Source organism: Thalassospira sp. ER-Se-21-Dark, from assembly GCF_017922435.1.
Lineage (GTDB): Bacteria > Pseudomonadota > Alphaproteobacteria > Rhodospirillales > Thalassospiraceae > Thalassospira.
Genome location: NZ_VDEZ01000001.1, coordinates 1,576,319 through 1,593,704, shown reverse-complemented (window position 1 = coordinate 1,593,704; position 17,386 = coordinate 1,576,319). Strand labels below are relative to the sequence as shown.

The 17,386-nt window shown below is 55.0% G+C and carries 16 protein-coding genes and 1 other RNA gene; 12 read left to right on the top strand and 5 right to left on the bottom strand.

The window, feature by feature from the left end:
- Positions 1-126: 126 nt before the first annotated feature.
- The 3 genes from FHI25_RS07330 to FHI25_RS07320 all read left to right on the top strand — a co-directional run bounded on the left by FHI25_RS07330 (position 127) and on the right by FHI25_RS07320 (position 3,797).
- On the top strand, positions 127-900 hold the full coding sequence (locus FHI25_RS07330) for a DUF2470 domain-containing protein (RefSeq protein WP_210516353.1): 774 nt from the start codon (positions 127-129) through the stop codon (positions 898-900).
- 218 nt (positions 901-1,118) lie between these two features.
- Positions 1,119-2,744 (top strand): phosphoenolpyruvate carboxykinase, encoded by a 1,626-nt coding sequence (locus FHI25_RS07325; RefSeq protein WP_210516351.1) that lies wholly within the window; start codon positions 1,119-1,121, stop codon positions 2,742-2,744.
- A 177-nt stretch (positions 2,745-2,921) separates the two neighbouring features.
- Positions 2,922-3,797: an ABC transporter substrate-binding protein gene (locus tag FHI25_RS07320; protein ID WP_210516349.1), complete on the top strand. Its 876-nt coding sequence runs from the start codon at positions 2,922-2,924 to the stop codon at positions 3,795-3,797.
- 67 nt (positions 3,798-3,864) lie between these two features.
- On the opposite strand, the gene FHI25_RS07315 is transcribed toward FHI25_RS07320, so the two are convergent.
- Positions 3,865-5,547, bottom strand: a complete 1,683-nt coding sequence (locus FHI25_RS07315; RefSeq protein ID WP_210516347.1) for an EAL domain-containing protein — start codon at positions 5,545-5,547, stop codon at positions 3,865-3,867.
- 459 nt (positions 5,548-6,006) lie between these two features.
- Between FHI25_RS07315 and FHI25_RS07310 the strand changes: the two genes are divergently transcribed.
- The 3 genes from FHI25_RS07310 to dapE all read left to right on the top strand — a co-directional run bounded on the left by FHI25_RS07310 (position 6,007) and on the right by dapE (position 9,094).
- The gene (locus FHI25_RS07310; RefSeq protein ID WP_210516345.1) at positions 6,007-6,702 is read left to right on the top strand and encodes a pyrimidine 5'-nucleotidase; all 696 of its coding nucleotides are present in this window, start codon (positions 6,007-6,009) and stop codon (positions 6,700-6,702) included.
- Between the two features lie 252 nt (positions 6,703-6,954).
- Positions 6,955-7,800 (top strand): 2,3,4,5-tetrahydropyridine-2,6-dicarboxylate N-succinyltransferase, encoded by an 846-nt coding sequence (gene dapD / locus FHI25_RS07305; protein ID WP_064780413.1) that lies wholly within the window; start codon positions 6,955-6,957, stop codon positions 7,798-7,800.
- 154 nt (positions 7,801-7,954) lie between these two features.
- Complete coding sequence (dapE, locus tag FHI25_RS07300; protein ID WP_210516343.1) at positions 7,955-9,094, top strand: succinyl-diaminopimelate desuccinylase; 1,140 nt, start codon at positions 7,955-7,957, stop codon at positions 9,092-9,094.
- On the opposite strand, the gene FHI25_RS07295 is transcribed toward dapE, so the two are convergent.
- Positions 9,095-9,769: a TetR/AcrR family transcriptional regulator gene (locus tag FHI25_RS07295; protein ID WP_210516341.1), complete on the bottom strand. Its 675-nt coding sequence runs from the start codon at positions 9,767-9,769 to the stop codon at positions 9,095-9,097.
- 146 nt (positions 9,770-9,915) lie between these two features.
- Here FHI25_RS07295 and FHI25_RS07290 point away from each other — a divergent pair, with 146 nt between their 5' ends.
- Positions 9,916-10,584 carry a glutathione S-transferase family protein gene (locus tag FHI25_RS07290; protein ID WP_210516339.1) on the top strand — a complete coding sequence of 223 codons (669 nt, stop codon included), beginning with the start codon at positions 9,916-9,918 and terminating at the stop codon, positions 10,582-10,584.
- A 127-nt stretch (positions 10,585-10,711) separates the two neighbouring features.
- On the opposite strand, the gene FHI25_RS07285 is transcribed toward FHI25_RS07290, so the two are convergent.
- On the bottom strand, positions 10,712-11,320 hold the full coding sequence (locus tag FHI25_RS07285; RefSeq protein ID WP_210516337.1) for a glutathione S-transferase family protein: 609 nt from the start codon (positions 11,318-11,320) through the stop codon (positions 10,712-10,714).
- Positions 11,321-11,474: 154 nt separating this feature from the next.
- On the opposite strand from FHI25_RS07285, the gene FHI25_RS07280 reads away from it, so the two are divergent.
- Both FHI25_RS07280 and FHI25_RS07275 read left to right on the top strand, forming a co-directional pair.
- A complete protein-coding gene (locus FHI25_RS07280; protein WP_210516335.1) occupies positions 11,475-12,353 on the top strand; it encodes a LysR family transcriptional regulator in 879 nt (292 codons plus the stop codon).
- A gap of 54 nt (positions 12,354-12,407) precedes the next feature.
- Complete coding sequence (locus FHI25_RS07275) at positions 12,408-12,776, top strand: DUF1636 domain-containing protein (protein WP_210516334.1); 369 nt, start codon at positions 12,408-12,410, stop codon at positions 12,774-12,776.
- A gap of 41 nt (positions 12,777-12,817) precedes the next feature.
- Here the strand turns inward: FHI25_RS07275 and FHI25_RS07270 are convergent, their stop codons facing one another.
- Complete coding sequence (locus FHI25_RS07270) at positions 12,818-13,618, bottom strand: transporter substrate-binding domain-containing protein (protein ID WP_210516332.1); 801 nt, start codon at positions 13,616-13,618, stop codon at positions 12,818-12,820.
- A 78-nt stretch (positions 13,619-13,696) separates the two neighbouring features.
- Entirely contained in the window at positions 13,697-14,623 is a 927-nt protein-coding gene (gene nudC, locus FHI25_RS07265; RefSeq protein WP_210516330.1) for an NAD(+) diphosphatase, read from the bottom strand.
- 190 nt (positions 14,624-14,813) lie between these two features.
- Here nudC and ffs point away from each other — a divergent pair.
- The 3 genes from ffs (at position 14,814) to FHI25_RS07250 (ending at position 17,278) form a co-directional block, all read left to right on the top strand.
- Positions 14,814-14,908: signal recognition particle sRNA small type (gene ffs / locus FHI25_RS07260), an RNA gene on the top strand.
- Positions 14,909-15,065: 157 nt separating this feature from the next.
- Entirely contained in the window at positions 15,066-16,958 is a 1,893-nt protein-coding gene (locus FHI25_RS07255; protein WP_210516328.1) for a DNA polymerase III subunit gamma/tau, read from the top strand.
- Positions 16,955-17,278, top strand: a complete 324-nt coding sequence (locus FHI25_RS07250; protein WP_008889081.1) for a YbaB/EbfC family nucleoid-associated protein — start codon at positions 16,955-16,957, stop codon at positions 17,276-17,278. Before FHI25_RS07255 ends, FHI25_RS07250 begins: the two co-directional genes overlap by 4 nt.
- Positions 17,279-17,386: the final 108 nt, after the last annotated feature.

The following is a 17,386-nucleotide window of genomic DNA, read 5'->3' as shown; positions in this document are numbered from 1 at the left end:
TTTCAACCTATAGATTACCAACCATTGCAATTTTATCGTCATCAAAACAGGTTTTCGGTTTGGTTGCGCGGCAATGCAGATGGCTTTATCTCTTGATAGGCAACAACCACAAGGCACCGGCACCCCATGTCATCAGATACCGCACCGTCATCACACGCCCTGCGCCAGATGCTGCGTCATGCCAGACGGGCCGTTCTGGCAACAACCGCGCACGATCACGCTCAGATCCCTGATGGCTGGCCGGTGACATCGATGGTTGTCCCGGCCTGCGACATGGATGGTACGCCCTGCCTTCTGATCTCTGAACTTGCCGATCACACCCGTCACATCAAGGCCGACAACCGTGTTTCGCTTCTGGTAACAAACCACGATCTGGCCGAAAACAACGATGGTACGGCCACAATTGAAACCGATACCGCCCGATTGACCATCTTCGGACGCGCCATGCCGGTAACAGCCGCCGCTGACCTTGACCGGGTGAAAAAACGCTATCTGCAAACCCATCACGATGCTGCCCAATATGCCGGGTTTGCTGATTTCGGGTTCTATCGGGTTTCTGTCGACGCAGCCTACTGGGTGGGCGGATTTGGCAAACAACGCCGCCTTTCGGGTGATAAACTGATCCTGCCAAACTGTCAGGCACTGATCGACGGCCATGACGGGATCGTTGCGCATATGAATGCCGATCATGCCGATGCCCTGTCTGGCATCGTTGGTCGCTTCACCACCGCCGATCCCAGTGCTGGCTGGCAGATGCAATCGATTGATTGCGATGGCATGGTTCTGACCGCCAATTCGGTCGATGTCGCACCGCTTAGAATCGACTTCCCGGCCCCGGTCCGAACGCCGGACGAGGCACGCGAAATTTTGGTCAAAATGTGCAAAATATGGCGCGCATAAGTCGGACCATTTGTATTCTGAACATTAAACCCGCGACCCTGAAAATGTAATTTTCGCAAACGCAAAAACACTTACGGTTTCCTAGGTATAAGGCAAAAGGAGCGGTTGCTTTTAAGACACCTTTGTAACAATATGTCTCAGCGCCTCCGATTACCCACAATTGGCGGTGTAGAATAGGACATTAACCCCCAGATTTTCATTCCCACCAGGAGAGTTTCGTGCTGCAATCAGGACCCGTTGTCAGCCGTGTAGGCCTTGAAACCCATGGCCTCAAAAACCTTGGCGCCGTTCACTGGAACCTTGACGCTGCCGGCCTTTATGAACATGCGATCCGTCGCAACGAAGGTAAAATCGCCAAAGGCGGTGCCTTTGTCGCCCTTACCGGCGAACATACCGGCCGTTCCCCGCTGGATCGCTTCATCGTCGAAGAAGAAAGCACCAAGGCAGATATCGATTGGGGCGATGTAAACCGCCCGGTCAGCCCGGAAGTATTTGAGCGCCTCTATCAGAAAGTGCGCGCATATTTCCAGGGCACCGAACTGTTCGTTCAGGATTGCTTTGCCGGTTCCGATCCGCGTTTCCGCCTGCCGGTGCGCGTGATCAACGAAAACGCTTGGCATAACCTTTTTGCCCGCAACATGTTCATCCAGCCGCAGAAAGAAGAGCTGCGCGACTTCACGCCGGAATTCACCATTCTGCATGCACCGGGCCTACAGGCAGACCCGCAAGACGACGGCACCCGCTCCGAAGTCTTCGTGATGGTCAGTTTTGAGCGCAAAATGGTTATCATCGGCGGCACCTGGTATGCCGGCGAAATGAAGAAATCGATCTTCTCGGTTCTTAACCACATCCTTCCGGCCAAGGGCGTCATGCCGATGCATTGCTCGGCCAATATGGGCAAGAATGGCGATACCGCCGTCTTCTTTGGCCTGTCGGGTACCGGTAAAACCACGCTTTCTGCCGACGCATCGCGCACCCTGATCGGGGATGACGAACACGGCTGGGGCGAAGACGGCGTCTTTAACTTCGAAGGCGGCTGCTATGCGAAGGTGATCAAACTTTCGCGCGAAGCAGAACCGGAAATCTTCGCAACGACCGAGCGTTTCGGCACCGTTCTTGAAAACGTTGTGATGAACAAGCAATCGCGCGAGCTTGATCTCGACGATGCCCGTCACACCGAAAACACCCGTTCTTCCTATCCGATCGAATTCATTCCGAACGCTTCGGAAACCGGTCGTGGTGGCCATCCGAAAAACATCATCATGCTGACCTGTGATGCCTTTGGCGTTCTGCCGCCGATCGCAAAACTGTCCTCGGCACAGGCGATGTACCACTTCCTGTCGGGTTACACCGCCAAAGTTGCTGGCACCGAAAAAGGTGTCAAGGAACCGACTGCTGCGTTCTCGGCTTGCTTTGGTGCGCCGTTCATGCCGCGTCATCCGTCGGTTTACGCCAAGCTGCTTGGCGAAATGATGGAAAAACACGAAGCCAATTGCTGGCTGGTCAATACCGGCTGGTCCGGCGGCGGCTATGGCGTTGGTTCGCGCATGAAGATTGCCTATACCCGTGGCCTGCTCAATGCGGCGCTGAATGGCGATCTGGAAAATGCCGAATTCGCGACCGATCCGTTCTTCGGTCTGGCCTATCCGACCGCCTGCGGCGATATCCCGGCCGATGTTCTGAACCCGCGCGAAAGCTGGAAAGACAAGGCTGCCTATGACAAGGCTGCCACCAACCTGACCGGCCTGTTTGAAAAGAACTTCGCGAAGTTCGAAGAACATGTCACTGATGATGTCCGCGAAGCTGCCATCCGCAACAGCGCGGAAGTCAAAGCCGCCGAATAAAATCGGGCATTGATATTCAAAAAGGCCGGTGTTTGACACCGGCCTTTTTTGTTGCGTGACTATTTGTAAATCTTTCTACCTTAAATTGTTTCATGCATCACGCGAATAACTCATAATCATCCACCAAAGCGTGATAGCATATTGATTCCGTTATTCTTTTTTGAACGGTTAAAAATCGTGGGAAAGTGGGCCGGTATTATTTCATATGTGCCTTTGCGCCGCTCTGCTATTGGCGCACGTCAACACCTGAGCATCTGCACCAAGATCATTTGCCTGACCCTAGCTGCCTTTGTCCTGCTTGGCACGGTCAGCACGGCATCGGCCCAGAACACCCTGATACCCCCCGCTGGTAACCAGCGTACCGTCACGCTGGCGTGCAATCCGTTCCCGCCCTCAAAAATTGCCCAAAATGCCGCTTTACCGGGCTATGACATCGAAATATTGCGCGCCGCGTTTGCCACGCGCAACATCACCCTGATCACACCATTTTACCCTTGGCGACGGGCCTATTTCCTTGCCCGTACCGGACAGGTCGATGGCCTGTGTTCGTGCAGTTACCTGCCTGAACGCGAAGAGGAAATGTTTTATTCCTACCTGCTCGGTCATGTCGGGGTCGCTTTCTATGCGTTTGGGGAGACCGCCCTGCAATCGCTGGAAAAGATTTCTGATGCCAGAAACATGATCATCGGTGTGGTCAGCGGTTACAGCCTTGAATCAACCGCGCGTGCGGCCGGGCTTGATGTTCTTGTGGTCAATAACGAGGCCACCCTTCTTAATATGCTGCTGTCACGTCGTATCGATGCGGCCCTGTCCTACAAGGCACCGATGGAGTACGAGCTCCATCATTCGCAACACGCCATCACCGATATCGCGATGGTCCATTCCAAGGTGATTTCAAACAATCCCTACTTTGCCTGCATCTCGCGCCAGGCAAGGGATCCAAAGACATTGCTCAGGGAACTGAACAACGGGCTTATGGCGATCCGGGAAAACGGCCTGTTTGACAAAATCCTCGCCCGATATGGCGTGACTTCCGAGGACAGCAAAAACTGATCTTGCCAGTTAACGCCGCATCTCGCGGCTCAATATCCCCGCCCGGAAATGTCGTTGCCTGCCAGCATCACCGCTTGTAAACAGAATCACGCCAATACAGCGTAATGTCGGCTTCTGGCTTGCCGAACAGATAGCCCTGCGCATAGTCAAAACCGGCCTTGGTCACGAGTTCGCGCATCTTGTCTGTCTCGATCATCTCGGCGACAACCTCGACATTGATGTCGTGGCACAGATCGACAAGCGATCGCAGGAACGCCAGCCCCTTGGGCGTCTTGGTCGATTGCCGGATTGATTCGCCGTCAATCTTCACATAATCGATATCCATTGCGCTGAGATACCGGAAGTTCGACGCACCGGTGCCGAAATCATCAAGGCAGATCTCGACCCCGAATTCACGGAAACGGGCAATCCATTTTGCCGCCGTATCGATATCGCTGATTTCGGCGGTTTCGGTGATCTCAAGCATCAATTGGCCAAGTGCTTCGCGATGGCGCTCAAACAGCGCAATCACAGACCGGCAAAAATCCGGATTTCCCAGCGAATGGCCGGAAATATTCACAGCAACCCGGGCTGTTATCCCCTGATCAAGCTGGGAGGTGATCCATTTAAGGTTTCGGCGCAACATCGCCAGATCAAGACGATGGACCATATTGACCTGCTCGGCAAAGCTGACCAGTTCCTGTGTCGGGATCAGTTTGCCATCATCGTCATAGAACCTTACCAGCACTTCGAAATGATGGATTTCCGCATTCGGCAGGCGCACGATCGGCTGATACACCGTATCGAACTTCAACTGATCGACCCTTGTGCCGAAATCCTGCATCGCCGAAAAGGTATTATTGACCAGATTATCCGCCTGCCCCATCAGGCGCGAAAACGTAAAGCTGTGCTCCTGCCGGTCACAGAACCGCCGAATGGAATACAAAACCCCGCGCGCCAGATCGCCCGGTGGGATCAGCTCGGCGGTAAAATCGGTCACGGATGAACTGACCTCGATGCCAACCCCGGTCGGATCCGCATCGCGCACACATTCCTCGATCCGTTTTTCAAGATCGCCAATCGGGACATCTGCGCGATGTAACATGCCAAATTGTTCTGTCCCCAGTCGCCCGGCCGTGTCGCCCGCAACCGAATGGGCGCGCAGAAAGGCTCCGACGCTGGCCATCATTTCCGCCTGTTCGATCTGTTTCATCCGCGCGCATAGCGGATCAAACGCATTGAGGGTCATCAGGGTAAATTTGTGCTCGATCCCGGTTTCCCGGCGCGCCATCAACCGTTCCGTGACGACCTTTGACAGGCTTTCCTCATCAAGAAGTCCCGTAGCAGTGTCGCGCTGAAGGCTGGCGGCAACATCAGGCGACAGGGCATTGATCGCAACTCTGAGTGCGACAAAGAAATGATCGCCAAGATCAGGCAGGAAATAGCCGCTCATGGAAACCGGCGGGCTTAACATGCCGGCCTGCTGATTAAAGCGGACCTGAATATTGTCCATGCGCCCGCGACGGCGCGCGACCCGCAACATCTCTGTCACCAGTGGGCGATACTGTTTTGCCAGGAATTGGATGAACGACTTCCCCGACAGGTCTTGTGGCCGATTCCCCAAAATCCCGTCTGATGCGCCAGAGGCAAAAACAATGCGCAGATCCCCGTCCAGTTCCAGAAGAAGATCCCCCCAGACAAAGGCCAATGCCGCAAAACGGTTTCTCTCTTTGCGCAGTTCGGTTGTTCGCGCCTTTATAAGTTTATCCAATGCACCCTCTCACGCTGCCCGGATCAACAAGTGGTTCCCTTCCCCCGAGCACGGAAACCAGTCTGATCGCCTTAATGGCTTTCGGTCATTTTCACTGCTTCTACTTAACAAGGGTTTTACAAAACCTGAATTTCCTATGCGGACGGATAATAATGTCCGTGCCCGGTTTTCCGGGCCGAACCTCCGTCGCATTTGACACGCGCAGCCCAAGGCCCCAGAGACGGATCCCGGACAAGAACCCAATATATGTTTGCTCTTTTTGGCCGTTTTAAACCCCTGTGCCGTTCACGCCTGGCACCCTGCAATTCAACGGCGAACAAATGACCACGGGTACACCATTTCTGGTTCTGATTGATCCTGATGGTTTGCAACGCCGTAAGGATCGCATACAAATGTCGACTGCCTGACACGCGCGCCAGGCACGTCTGTCCAACAAGCATATCCGGAAGGCCCCAGATCATGACCACCGCCCCGAAACGCAGATCCGAATTGCCCCGTGTCGACGATGACAGCGTTCTGATCTTTGATCTCGACAACACGCTTTATCCGGCGGCCTGCAATCTGTTTTCACAGGTGTCTGATCTGATCGGGCAATATGTCCGCGATGCGCTGAAGCTTGAGGCAACCGAAGCCCACCGGGTGCAAAAGGACTATTTCCATCGCTATGGCACCACCTTGCGCGGGTTGATGACCGAACATGAAATCGATCCGGCCGATTACCTTGCCAAGGTCCATGACATCGATCTGTCCGTGGTCGCCCCGGCACCGGATCTTGCCAGCGCGCTGAATGATCTTCCGGGCCGCAAACTGATTTTTACCAATGCATCACGCGGCCATGCCGAACGGGTGATGGACCGCCTTGGTATTGCCGATCATTTTGAAACCATCTTTGACATCGTTGATGCCGAATACATCCCCAAGCCCAAGCAGGAACCCTATGACCTGCTTCTGGCGCGCGATGGGATTGACCCGACCCGTGCGGTCTATTTCGAAGACATGGCCAAAAACCTTCTGCCCGCCAAGGATATGGGCATGACCACCGTCTGGGTGCATACTGATCTTGAATGGGCGCAGGCCGGTCGCGATGATCCGCGCATTGATCATGAAACTGATGATCTTGTCGGCTTTTTGCGCGGGCTTAATAGCGGATCGTAATCCCCCCCGTTAAAGCTGCGCCCAATCAGGGTGCTTCACTTCCCCGCTACCGGGCACGGCAGCGCTGATTTGTCATCGTTCCAGGATTGAGCTTGGCGGTATGATCGGCTATGTCTAACGGCCATACGGGATCAGGAACGGAAATCTGCCTGACACAGGCGTTTCTACGTAAACTGGCGGAGTTGACTTGCGCGCGCGCATTGACCATTCTCCGCCAACGCAATTTTGGCTGACCGCAAGGACCTTCGAAAAATGAACAGAACCGAGCTTGAAGGCGTGATCAACGTCGCATGGGAAAACCGCGACGAGATTAACTCCTCTACCCAGGGTGAAATCCGCAAGGCTGTTGAACAGACGCTTTCCGCCATGGATTCCGGCGACCTACGCGTTGCCGAAAAGACCAATGGCAAATGGGTTGTCAATCAGTGGGCCAAAAAGGCGGTTCTGCTGTCCTTCCGTCTCAATGACATGACCACCATCGCAGGCGGTCCGGGCGAAAACACCAACTGGTGGGACAAGGTCCCGTCCAAGTTCGAAGGTTGGGGCGAAGCCGAATTCAAAAAGGCCGGTTTCCGTGCCGTTCCGGGCAGCATCGTGCGCCGTTCGGCCTATGTAGCACCGGGCACCGTTTTGATGCCGTCCTTCGTGAACCTTGGCGCCTATGTTGATACCGGTGTCATGGTCGATACTTGGGCCACGGTTGGATCGTGCGCACAGATTGGCAAGAACGTTCACCTGTCGGGTGGTGCCGGTATCGGTGGCGTGCTTGAGCCGCTTCAGGCCGGCCCGGTCATCATCGAAGACAACGCCTTTATCGGCGCACGTTCGGAAATCGTTGAAGGTGTGATCGTCGAAGAAGGTGCTGTCATTTCGATGGGTGTCTTCATCGGCGCATCGACCAAGATCATCGACCGCACCACCGGCGAAACCTTTGTCGGTCGCGTTCCGGCCTATTCCGTGGTCGTTCCGGGCAGCATTCCGGGCAAGCCGCTTCCGGATGGCACGCCAGGGCCGAGCCTGTATTGCGCGGTCATCATCAAACGCGTTGATGAAAAGACCCGCTCGAAAACTTCGATCAACGAATTGCTGCGCGACTGATCTGCGACACGCAATGTGATCATGATATAAGGGGCGAAACGGATGGCTGTTTCGCCCCTTAATGTATATTTGTTCCTATTTTGTTTCACGTGAAACATAATAATAGGTACAAATTCCTATTTCTGTATAACACCCAAAGACCAAGAGAGTGCCAATGTCGACCGCCCTTGAACTTGCACAAACCCTGATCCGCTGCCCGTCGGTTACTCCCGCCGATGAAGGCGCGCTTGATGTGTTGCAAAAGGCGCTTGAGGCACGGGGATTTAAGTGCACGCGCAAGGTCTTTGATGGCGATGACAGTGATGCGATCGACAACCTTTATGCCCGTCTGGGGACCAAGGGGCGCAATTTCTGTTTTGCCGGTCATACCGATGTGGTGCCCGCTGGCGATGTTGCCGCCTGGACCGTTGATCCGTTCGGCGGCGAAGTCAAAGATGGCCGTTTGTTTGGCCGGGGTGCGGTTGATATGAAAACCGGCATTGCCTGCTTTGTCGGAGCGGTTGACGCGTTTCTGGCTGCCCATCCGGATTTCGATGAAAGCATCTCGTTCCTGATCACCGGTGACGAAGAAGCCGACGCGATCAACGGCACGGTCAAGCTGGTCGAATGGTGCGATCAGCAGGACGAGAAATTTGATGCCTGTCTGGTCGGCGAACCGACCAACCCGAAATATCTGGGCGAGATGATGAAAGTCGGTCGCCGTGGCTCCATCACCGGCTGGCTGACAGTTTATGGCGCACAGGGCCATGTCGCCTATCCGCATCTGGCGGACAATCCGGTTCCGCGCATGATCAAGACGCTTGATGTGCTCAATTCCCGCGCGCTTGATCAGGGCACCGATCATTTCCAGCCCAGCAACCTTGAAATCACCACCGTCGATGCGGGCAATACCGCAACCAATGTGGTGCCCGCCAAGGTCAGTGCCGCGTTCAACATCCGCTTTAATGATCAGCACAAGGGTGCGGATCTTAAAAAATGGATCGAAGATGTCTGTGCCGAGTATGCCGGTGCGCACGATCTCAAGGTCAAGATTTCCGGCGAAGCGTTTTTGTCCAATCCGGGCAAGCTCGCCAACCTGATTGCTGATGCCTCGGAAAAAATCACCGGCAAACGGCCTGAAATGAGCACGACCGGCGGCACATCCGATGCGCGCTTCATTCAGAAATACACCGAAGTCGCCGAATTCGGCCTGGTCGGACAAAGCATGCACAAGGTCGATGAACACGCCATGGTCGATGACATCGAAAACCTTGTGAAAATCTATGCAGAAATCCTGTCGGGCTTTTATGACTGATCAGGCGGTTTTCTGACCAGCCTTCGCACGTAGGTGATCTCGCGATTGCAGGATCGTCTTGCGCGTAGAGGTCAGGATATCGTCGGCCGTTTCATTATCGACTGCACGGCTCAGCACCACTGCCCCGACCAGCATCGCCAGCATCGATGTGGCTTCAGTGCGGAAACCATCAGGAACATCTGGCAGTACGGACTCACCGTCAACCGGGACGGGCTTGTCCATGCCCGGAACACCGTCTTCCTTTGCCAGTTTCCAGGCAAGTTTGCCCGATGCCTGATCAATCAGTTTTGAAAACGCTGAACGCGCCTGATCGCCAGAGCGTGAGACTTCGGATGACAGGGTTGGCAGGGCACATCCAAGTTCGGGGTTATCAATGTGAAGCCGTGACAGATAGAGTTCGGCAAAGGATGTCACCCAGTCGCTTCCGGACAGCTCGGCCTTGCGCAATTTTGCCAGCACCGGCGATGACAAAAGCGACATGCCGTTTTCAACGCAGGCAACAAACAGGGCTTCCTTGTTCTTGAAATGGGCATAGAACCCGCCACGGGTCAGCCCGGCCGCTGCCATGACCTGATCAATCGTGACATTTTCAAACCCGTGCTTTTTAAACAGCGCGCTTGCTGCATTAACGATGCGAATGCGGGTTTTGGGCTTGTGCGTCGGCGCATAGGGCATTTCGAACTCCACCAGGTAATCGGCACGTCATCGGATGTTTGGATCAGGCGACAGATCCACCATGACACATTCTGATAATATGTTCTTGAACATATTATGGGGGACGTAATCCTGTCTGCAAGTTCACCGAACAAAAGGGTCTTGCCATGTCGGATGTCACAATTATCGGAATGCCGCGCAGTAACCTGACACGCACAGTTCGCATTGCCTGTCTGGAAAAGGAAATACCGTTCGCGTTCAGCAGCCGGAATGTCCAGCCACCCGGCCATCCGCCAACACCGGAACTGTTACGCAACAACCCGTTTGGCAAGTTCCCGGTCCTGAAACACGGGCCGTTCGTGCTTTATGAAACCGCGGCCATTTGCCGCTATATTGATGATAATTTCCCCGGGCCGTTATTGCGCCCGGTGCATGCCGAAAAAGCCGCCCGGATGAACCAGTGGATCAGTGTCGCCATGACCCGGCTTGATCCGGACATCATCCGTAATTTTGTTATTCCGATGTTTCTTGCCGATGATGTCAAACGTCGTGACCCGGAATTTACCACCCGGATGAACGAGATGGCGGACCGCATCCGTCATGATCTTTCTGTCCTTGACGCTGCTTATGCCGATGGCTGGGTTTGTGGTGACCGTTTCACCATTCCCGACATGATGATCATGCCGATGATCCATTATCTGAACGCGATGCCGGGCGGCCCGGAAATGTTGGCAAGTGCGCCCAATGTCGAAGATGCCTTTGCGCGCTTCAAGGCGCGAAGTTCTGCGGCCCAGACAGACCCGCTTTTGCCGGAAAAGCTTTTGAAATCAGCCTGACGATTGTACCACCACCCTGACGTTTCTCCCGTCAGGGTATTCAGCCACCACGGATGGGAACAACTTCCCCCGCCTCCCCCTTGCCTTGGGTGACGTTCCTGTTTGTGGTGGCTTTTTTTTTGGGGTTTTAGGGCGTCCAGGTGATCGGCACATAGCCCGGAACCGCCGTCATCCGGTCAAGCCATGCGCGAATGCCGGGATAGGGTGCCAGACTGATTTTGCCAAGTTCGGCCCGGTGCGTGTAGGCATAAAGCGAGATATCGGCAATGGTAAGCGCATCGCCGACCAGCCAGTTATGCCCTGAAAGACGCTTTTCCATCAGATCAAGCGCACGCTTCGCCCCCGCCTGTTTCATCGGTTCAAAGATTTCGGCATGTTCCGGCAGACCCTTGATCGCATACCATGAAATCAGAACGGCGACGTTTGGTTCATGGTCATATTGTTCAAAGAACAACCAGCTCATCATATCGGCCCGGTCATATGCATCCTCGGGGATGAAATTGGTGCCTTCGGCCAGATAGATCAGAATGGCGTTGCTTTCGGCAAGGGTCCTTCCGTCATCCAGGACTAGGGCCGGAATTTTGCCGTTCGGGTTGACCTTTTCAAGGTATTCGGGCGTGTGGGTTTCGCCTTTCATGATGTCGCGTTCGACATATTCAAACGGTTGACCCAGCATCGAAAGCAGCAAACGGACCTTATAGCCGTTTCCCGACATCAAATAGTCGTTCAAAATCATTGTAATCATCCTTTGGCACATGCGTTTTACGCATTCAAAACAGCATTGGCCGGCCGGGTTTGATATTTGCCGCTGGATCGTAATCGGACAATCGAATAGTTTTGACCCTATTGTTCAAAATTCCTGATCAATTTTTCTGATCAAAGGAGAGGCCATGGATTCCGATCTGCTTCGAAGCTTTGTCGCCTTTGCGGAATGCGGCAGCTTCAACCGTGCCGCCGATCGTATCGGGCGCACGCCATCGGCCTTTTCCATGCAGATGAAGCGCCTTGAAGAACTGGTCGATAACAAGCTGTTTGAACGCGACGGACGCAACGTTCAACTGACCCACGAAGGCATCACCTTTGTTGGTTATGCCCGACGGATCCTGAGCCTGACGGACGAAGCAATGGGACAATTGCGTTCGCAGGAAGAAAGCCGTCCGATCCGCATCGGCTGCCCGGATGACTACGCGCAAAAGATTTTGCCAACCGTTCTGCGCGCCATCAGTGCGGTGCATCCACAGGTGCGCTTTTTTGTTTCGGTCAATCCGACGATCCTGCTCCGCCGGATGCTTGATCAGGGGGAGCTTGATCTGTCGATCATCAGCCGGTCGGAAAAAGGCGAAGAGGGATATTTCCTGCGCCATGAACTTGGGGTCTGGGTGACATCGGCAGTCCACAAGCAGCACCTTCTTGATCCGCTGCCGCTTGTTCTGCCGGCCGAAGATTGCAAGTTTCATGCATGGGCGATTGACGCCTTTTCGAAATCCAACCGGCCCTTCACGCTTTATGCGACATCGCGGCAGGCGGCTTCGATGCTGCATCTGGTCCGCGATGGTTTGGGCGTTGCCGCCCTTGCCGCCGCCAGCGTGACCGACGAATTCAAAATCCTTGATGCGCGGGACGGATTTCCTCCACTGCCGGCCGTCGGTGTCGCCGTGATGCTGGCCGAAGAAGCCCATCCGCTGGTCAATCGCCAGCTTGCCAGTGCGATCCAGGAATATGTCACCCAACATCTTGATGATGACTTGACCAAACCAGTCGCAAGCTGATTGGATGCGCCCCCGCGTCGTTTACCTGTCACCAGCCCGGACAAGATCACCCGCATGACCGCCAAGTCCCGCCTGAATATCTGCACTACCTGCACGTCCTCAATCGCCAGCGCACCAACTGATCCGCGTGATGGTCAGACGCTTTTCGATCGCATTCAGGAAGTCTGTGCCACGCGCGATCTGCCGTTTGAGGTTAAACCGGTTGAATGCCTGACCAACTGCAAGTCTGGCTGTTCGGTCGCGCTGAACGGATCGGGCAAGTGGGGATATGTTTATGGCAATATTGATCCCGACAGCATGGTCGAGGATCTGTGTGAACTGGCGTCAAAATATGCCGAAAGTGAAAAGGGCATTGTTGCCTGGCGCGAACGGCCAGACGCCCTGCGCCGCAATGTTATTGCCCGTATCCCGCCGATCGACTAGCAGATGCGGTCGGGGCTTTATGTCGGAACTTGGGTCGGGACCTAACCAGACAGACCGATGTGAAGTTGCTGCCACAGGCGTTCGACCTCACCAGTGGATTGCAGTTTCGCAATCAATTGGTTGAACCGTTCAAGCGGGATCGACGATCCGGCTGACAGCACCGCCACCAGATCATGGACGGCATCGGGTTGATCTGAAATCACAAGGCTTTCGCGCAAGGACGGGTAATCGACAAACCGGGCGGCCAGAAAGCCCGCCGAAACAATACCAATCGGTGCTTCCCCGGCCAGAAGTCCGTCAAGGACCTCTTGTTCGTTATAGCGCAGCAAAACATCAAAGTTCTGGCGCAGATAGTCCGGATCCGCGTTGAAATCGGCAAATCCGTAATGGAACCCCAACACGCACAGGATCGGATAATTGGTCACATCTGACAAAAGTGCGCCGGTGTTATCCGGCCTGGCAAGCGTCAGATAAAGGTCCTTTTCCTGAACAATGGATTTGGAGAACTGAACATCCAGATTCCGCCATTCCCATTGCGCACTTTCCAGCAGAACAAGGTCCACCTCGCCACTGGTGACGGCCTGATAGCGCCTGCGCGATGAGGTTTCGGCAAGTTCAAACACATATTCGTCCTGCAAATCATTCAGAAGTCTGATCAGGTGCAGAACCATGCCCTGTGGCTTGCCATCATCATAGAAATAGACCACGCCATATTCATACGCACCGACCTTGACGGGGATCCGTTCATGGGCCTTTGCGGCTGTTACTGCGGACAAAGTCGCAAGCAAACAGACAGCAACGCCGGTTACACCCAAATCGCGTAGAAAACGTATCGCTACCAAAGCTTTTCCCTGAATACCGATCATCACCCAGTACAGCGATGCCGTATCACCAGGATGGTGACAAAGGCCTCTTTGTCTCTATATGTGGCCGGCGCACCAGTTTTCCAGAAGGAAGCGTGCGATAGATATCGGACGCGGCAGGTTGATACCTTTTTCGGGCAGGTTTGGCACATCGTCGCGATGCACCCACAGCGCAAACTCGATTTCTTCGTTATCAGGCAAAAGGTCGGTTGTTTCGGCCTCTGCGACAAAGCCCAGCATCAACGACCCCGGAAACGGCCAGGGCTGGGATGCGACATATTGCGGGCGTTTGATCCGGACACCGACTTCTTCAAACACTTCGCGCGCGACGGCCTGTTCAAGGGTTTCGCCCGGTTCGACAAAGCCGGCCAGAACCGACACCATGCCGGGCAGGAATTGCGGGGATCTTGCCAGCAACACATGATCCTGATGATGGATCAACATGATGACGGCCGGATCGGTGCGCGGGAAATGCGATTTGCCACAGGCCGGATTGCTGCATTGCAGACGATATCCCGCCTCTGCCACCAAATTTGGATGGCCGCACGCCCCACAGAACTGGTGCCCCTGATGCCAGTTGAAAATCGCGCGCGCCTGTGCGGCAAGGGCGGCCTCATCCACCGAAAGATTGGCCATGCGGGTGCGCATATCGCCAAAACCACCGCCGAGTTTGCGGATCGCCTCGTCACGATCGGTCACCACCGCGGCAATATCGACCGCAATCACCGGCCCGCTTTCATCGCGGCCAAGATAAATCCACTGCCCGCGATGAAGATCGACATCAAGATGCGGCACGGCCGGGGCACCCAGCACCACCAGTTCATGGGCGTCCATATCCTCCGGCCAGGCAAAAAGCGGATCGCCAGCATGACAAATCAGGATGCGCAGCGACTCCTCGGCCAACAGAACCTGTTGCCAGTCTTCGCGTTTGCGCAAAACCGCTTCGCGATCAAGATCAACGGATTCATAAAACAGCCTGTGCATGGCGGTCACTTTCTTGAAATTCTGATGCGGAAAATATCGGGCAAACCCATGGGATCGCCGACATTTCCTGTGGTGACGGAGCATGACATTAACGTGGGTGAGGATCGGTCAAAAGCCACGATTGCTTGATAACAGAAAAAATCCCAGCCAACCCTTGCGTTTTATGGACGCTTGCGCGATATAGGGGGCGAGAGGCTGGCAGTGGACGGACCGCTCGCCAACCCGGTCAGGACCGGAAGGTAGCAGCCGTAACGAGTTTTTCCGGGTCGCTGTTCAGTCTCTCACCCTTTCATTTCTCCCTTTGAAATCGCTGATATTTGCCATGCCCCTGACATTCGCGGGCAGATGGCTTTTTGTATGGGAAATTTCCCACTTGGCCTTTCCCATAGGGCTTCGAAGCTGCTAAAACCAACTGAGAATTAAAACAGTCCGGACCGGATGAATGAGCGAGCAGATCGAGACCGCCAGCGAAACGGCACCAGAAGGTGACACGGTGACAGACAGTAACGTCGCGGACACAACCGCGCCCGTCACCACGGCCGAGCCAGAAAGCAAAAGCGAGTATCAGGTTCTTGCGCGGAAATACCGCCCGAAATCCTTTGACGAACTGATCGGCCACGGGCCGATGGTCAAGACGCTGTCAAACGCGCTTGAAAGTGGCCGCCTTGCACATGCTTTCATCCTGACCGGTGTGCGCGGTATTGGTAAAACCACGACAGCACGTATCATCGCACGTGCACTGAACTGCATTGGTGCGGATGGCAAGGGCGGTGCAACGATCGAGCCGTGCGGCGTTTGTGAGCATTGCCGTGCGATTGCCGAAGACCGCCATGTTGACGTTCTGGAAATGGATGCCGCGTCGCGCACCGGTGTGGATGACATTCGCGAACTGATCGAGGGTGTTCGCTATCGCCCGACATCAGCACGCTACAAGATCTACATCATCGACGAAGTGCACATGCTTTCGAAAAGTGCGTTTAACGCACTGCTCAAAACGCTTGAAGAACCGCCAGAGCATGTGAAATTCATCTTTGCCACCACCGAAATCCGCAAAATCCCGATCACGGTTCTGTCGCGTTGTCAGCGGTTCGATTTGCGTCGCGTGCAGACCGATGAACTGGCCGCGCACTATACCCGCATTGCCGGGCTTGAAAATGCCGAGATCGAAGAAGAAGCCGTTACCCTGATCGCACGTGCCGCCGACGGATCCGTCCGCGATGGCATGAGCCTGCTGGATCAGGCGATTTCGCATGGCGCAGGCAAGGTCACGACCCAGCAGGTGCGTGACATGCTGGGCCTTTCGGATCGGTCGCGCATTTTCGATCTGTTCGATCACACCATGAAGGGCGAGATTAACGAGGCGCTGGAACTTCTTGGCGCGCAATATGCCCTTGGCGGTGATCCGCCTGTGATGTTGCAGGATATGCTGGACCTGACCCACTGGCTGACACGTGTGAAGCTGTCGCCAGATGCGGCTAATGATCCCGGCGTGTCGCAGATCGAACGCGAACGCGGCAAGGAAATTGCTGCCAAGCTTGCCATGCCGCAACTGACCCGCGCCTGGCAGATGTTGCTTAAGGGCCTTGAAGAAACGCGCATTGCACCATCGCCCATTCAGGCCGCTGAAATGATCCTGATCCGTCTGGCCTATGCCGCGGAAATGCCACCGCCCGGCGATCTGATCAAAAAGCTGCGCCAGGACATGAACAATGCCGGTAACGGCTGCGGTGCGCCACAAGGTGGCGGCAATGGCGGCGGCAGTGGCGGTCCGGGACCGCGCATGCAGGTGGTGAATGGTGGCGGCGGCGGTGCAGCGGCCGTGGCACAGCGCCGACCAGACCCGCTGGGCGAACCCGAACAGGTCGAACAGCCAGTCTATGCCAAGATGCCCGAAACGTTCGAAGAAGTTGCCGAACTGCTTGGCAAGGACCGGGAAACCACCGGCCTTTCGATGCAGGTCAAAAACTATATGCATCTGGTAAAGTATGAGCCGGGTCGCATCGAATTTCGCCCGGCACGCGGGGCGGGATCGGACCTTTCGACGAAACTGATCAAGGCGCTTAATGGCCTGACTGGTCATCGCTGGCTGGTCAGTGTGTCGGAGCGCGAAGAAGGGGCACCGACCCTTAAGGAACAGGAACTTGAAGCCCTTGAACAGCGCAAGGCAGATGCCTCGCAAGATCCGCTGGTCAGGGCCATTCTGGATGGTTTACCAAAAGCCAAAATCGTTGCCGTCCATCTGCCACCCGGCCAGGAAAATGCCGAGGGCGAAGAGGACGAAAGCGGTTCCGTATATGACGACGCATTTTATCTCGAAGGAGACGACGAGCTATGAAGAACCTTGCAGGGATGCTGAAACAGGCCCAGCAGATGCAGTCCAAAATGCAGGAAATGCAGGAAGGACTGGTTGAACTTGAAATCGAAGGCCAGTCCGGTGCGGGCATGGTCAAGGTGATGCTCAATGGCAAAGGCGAAATGCGTGGCCTTTCGCTTGATAAAAGCATCGTTGACCCCAACGACACCGAAGTCCTCGAAGACCTGATTGTGGCGGCCTATAACGACGCCAAGGTCAAGGTCGAGGCCGCCGTTCAGGAAAAGATGAAAGACGTCACCGGCGGCATGAACTTGCCGGAAGGTTTCAAACTGCCGTTCTGATCTTTCATCGGACACACAATAAATTTCGTACTTTCATCGTACGCGACAAAGGGTGGCATTGCGCCGCCCTTTGTTTTTGATACAAGCTAACTATCAGAAAACACCACA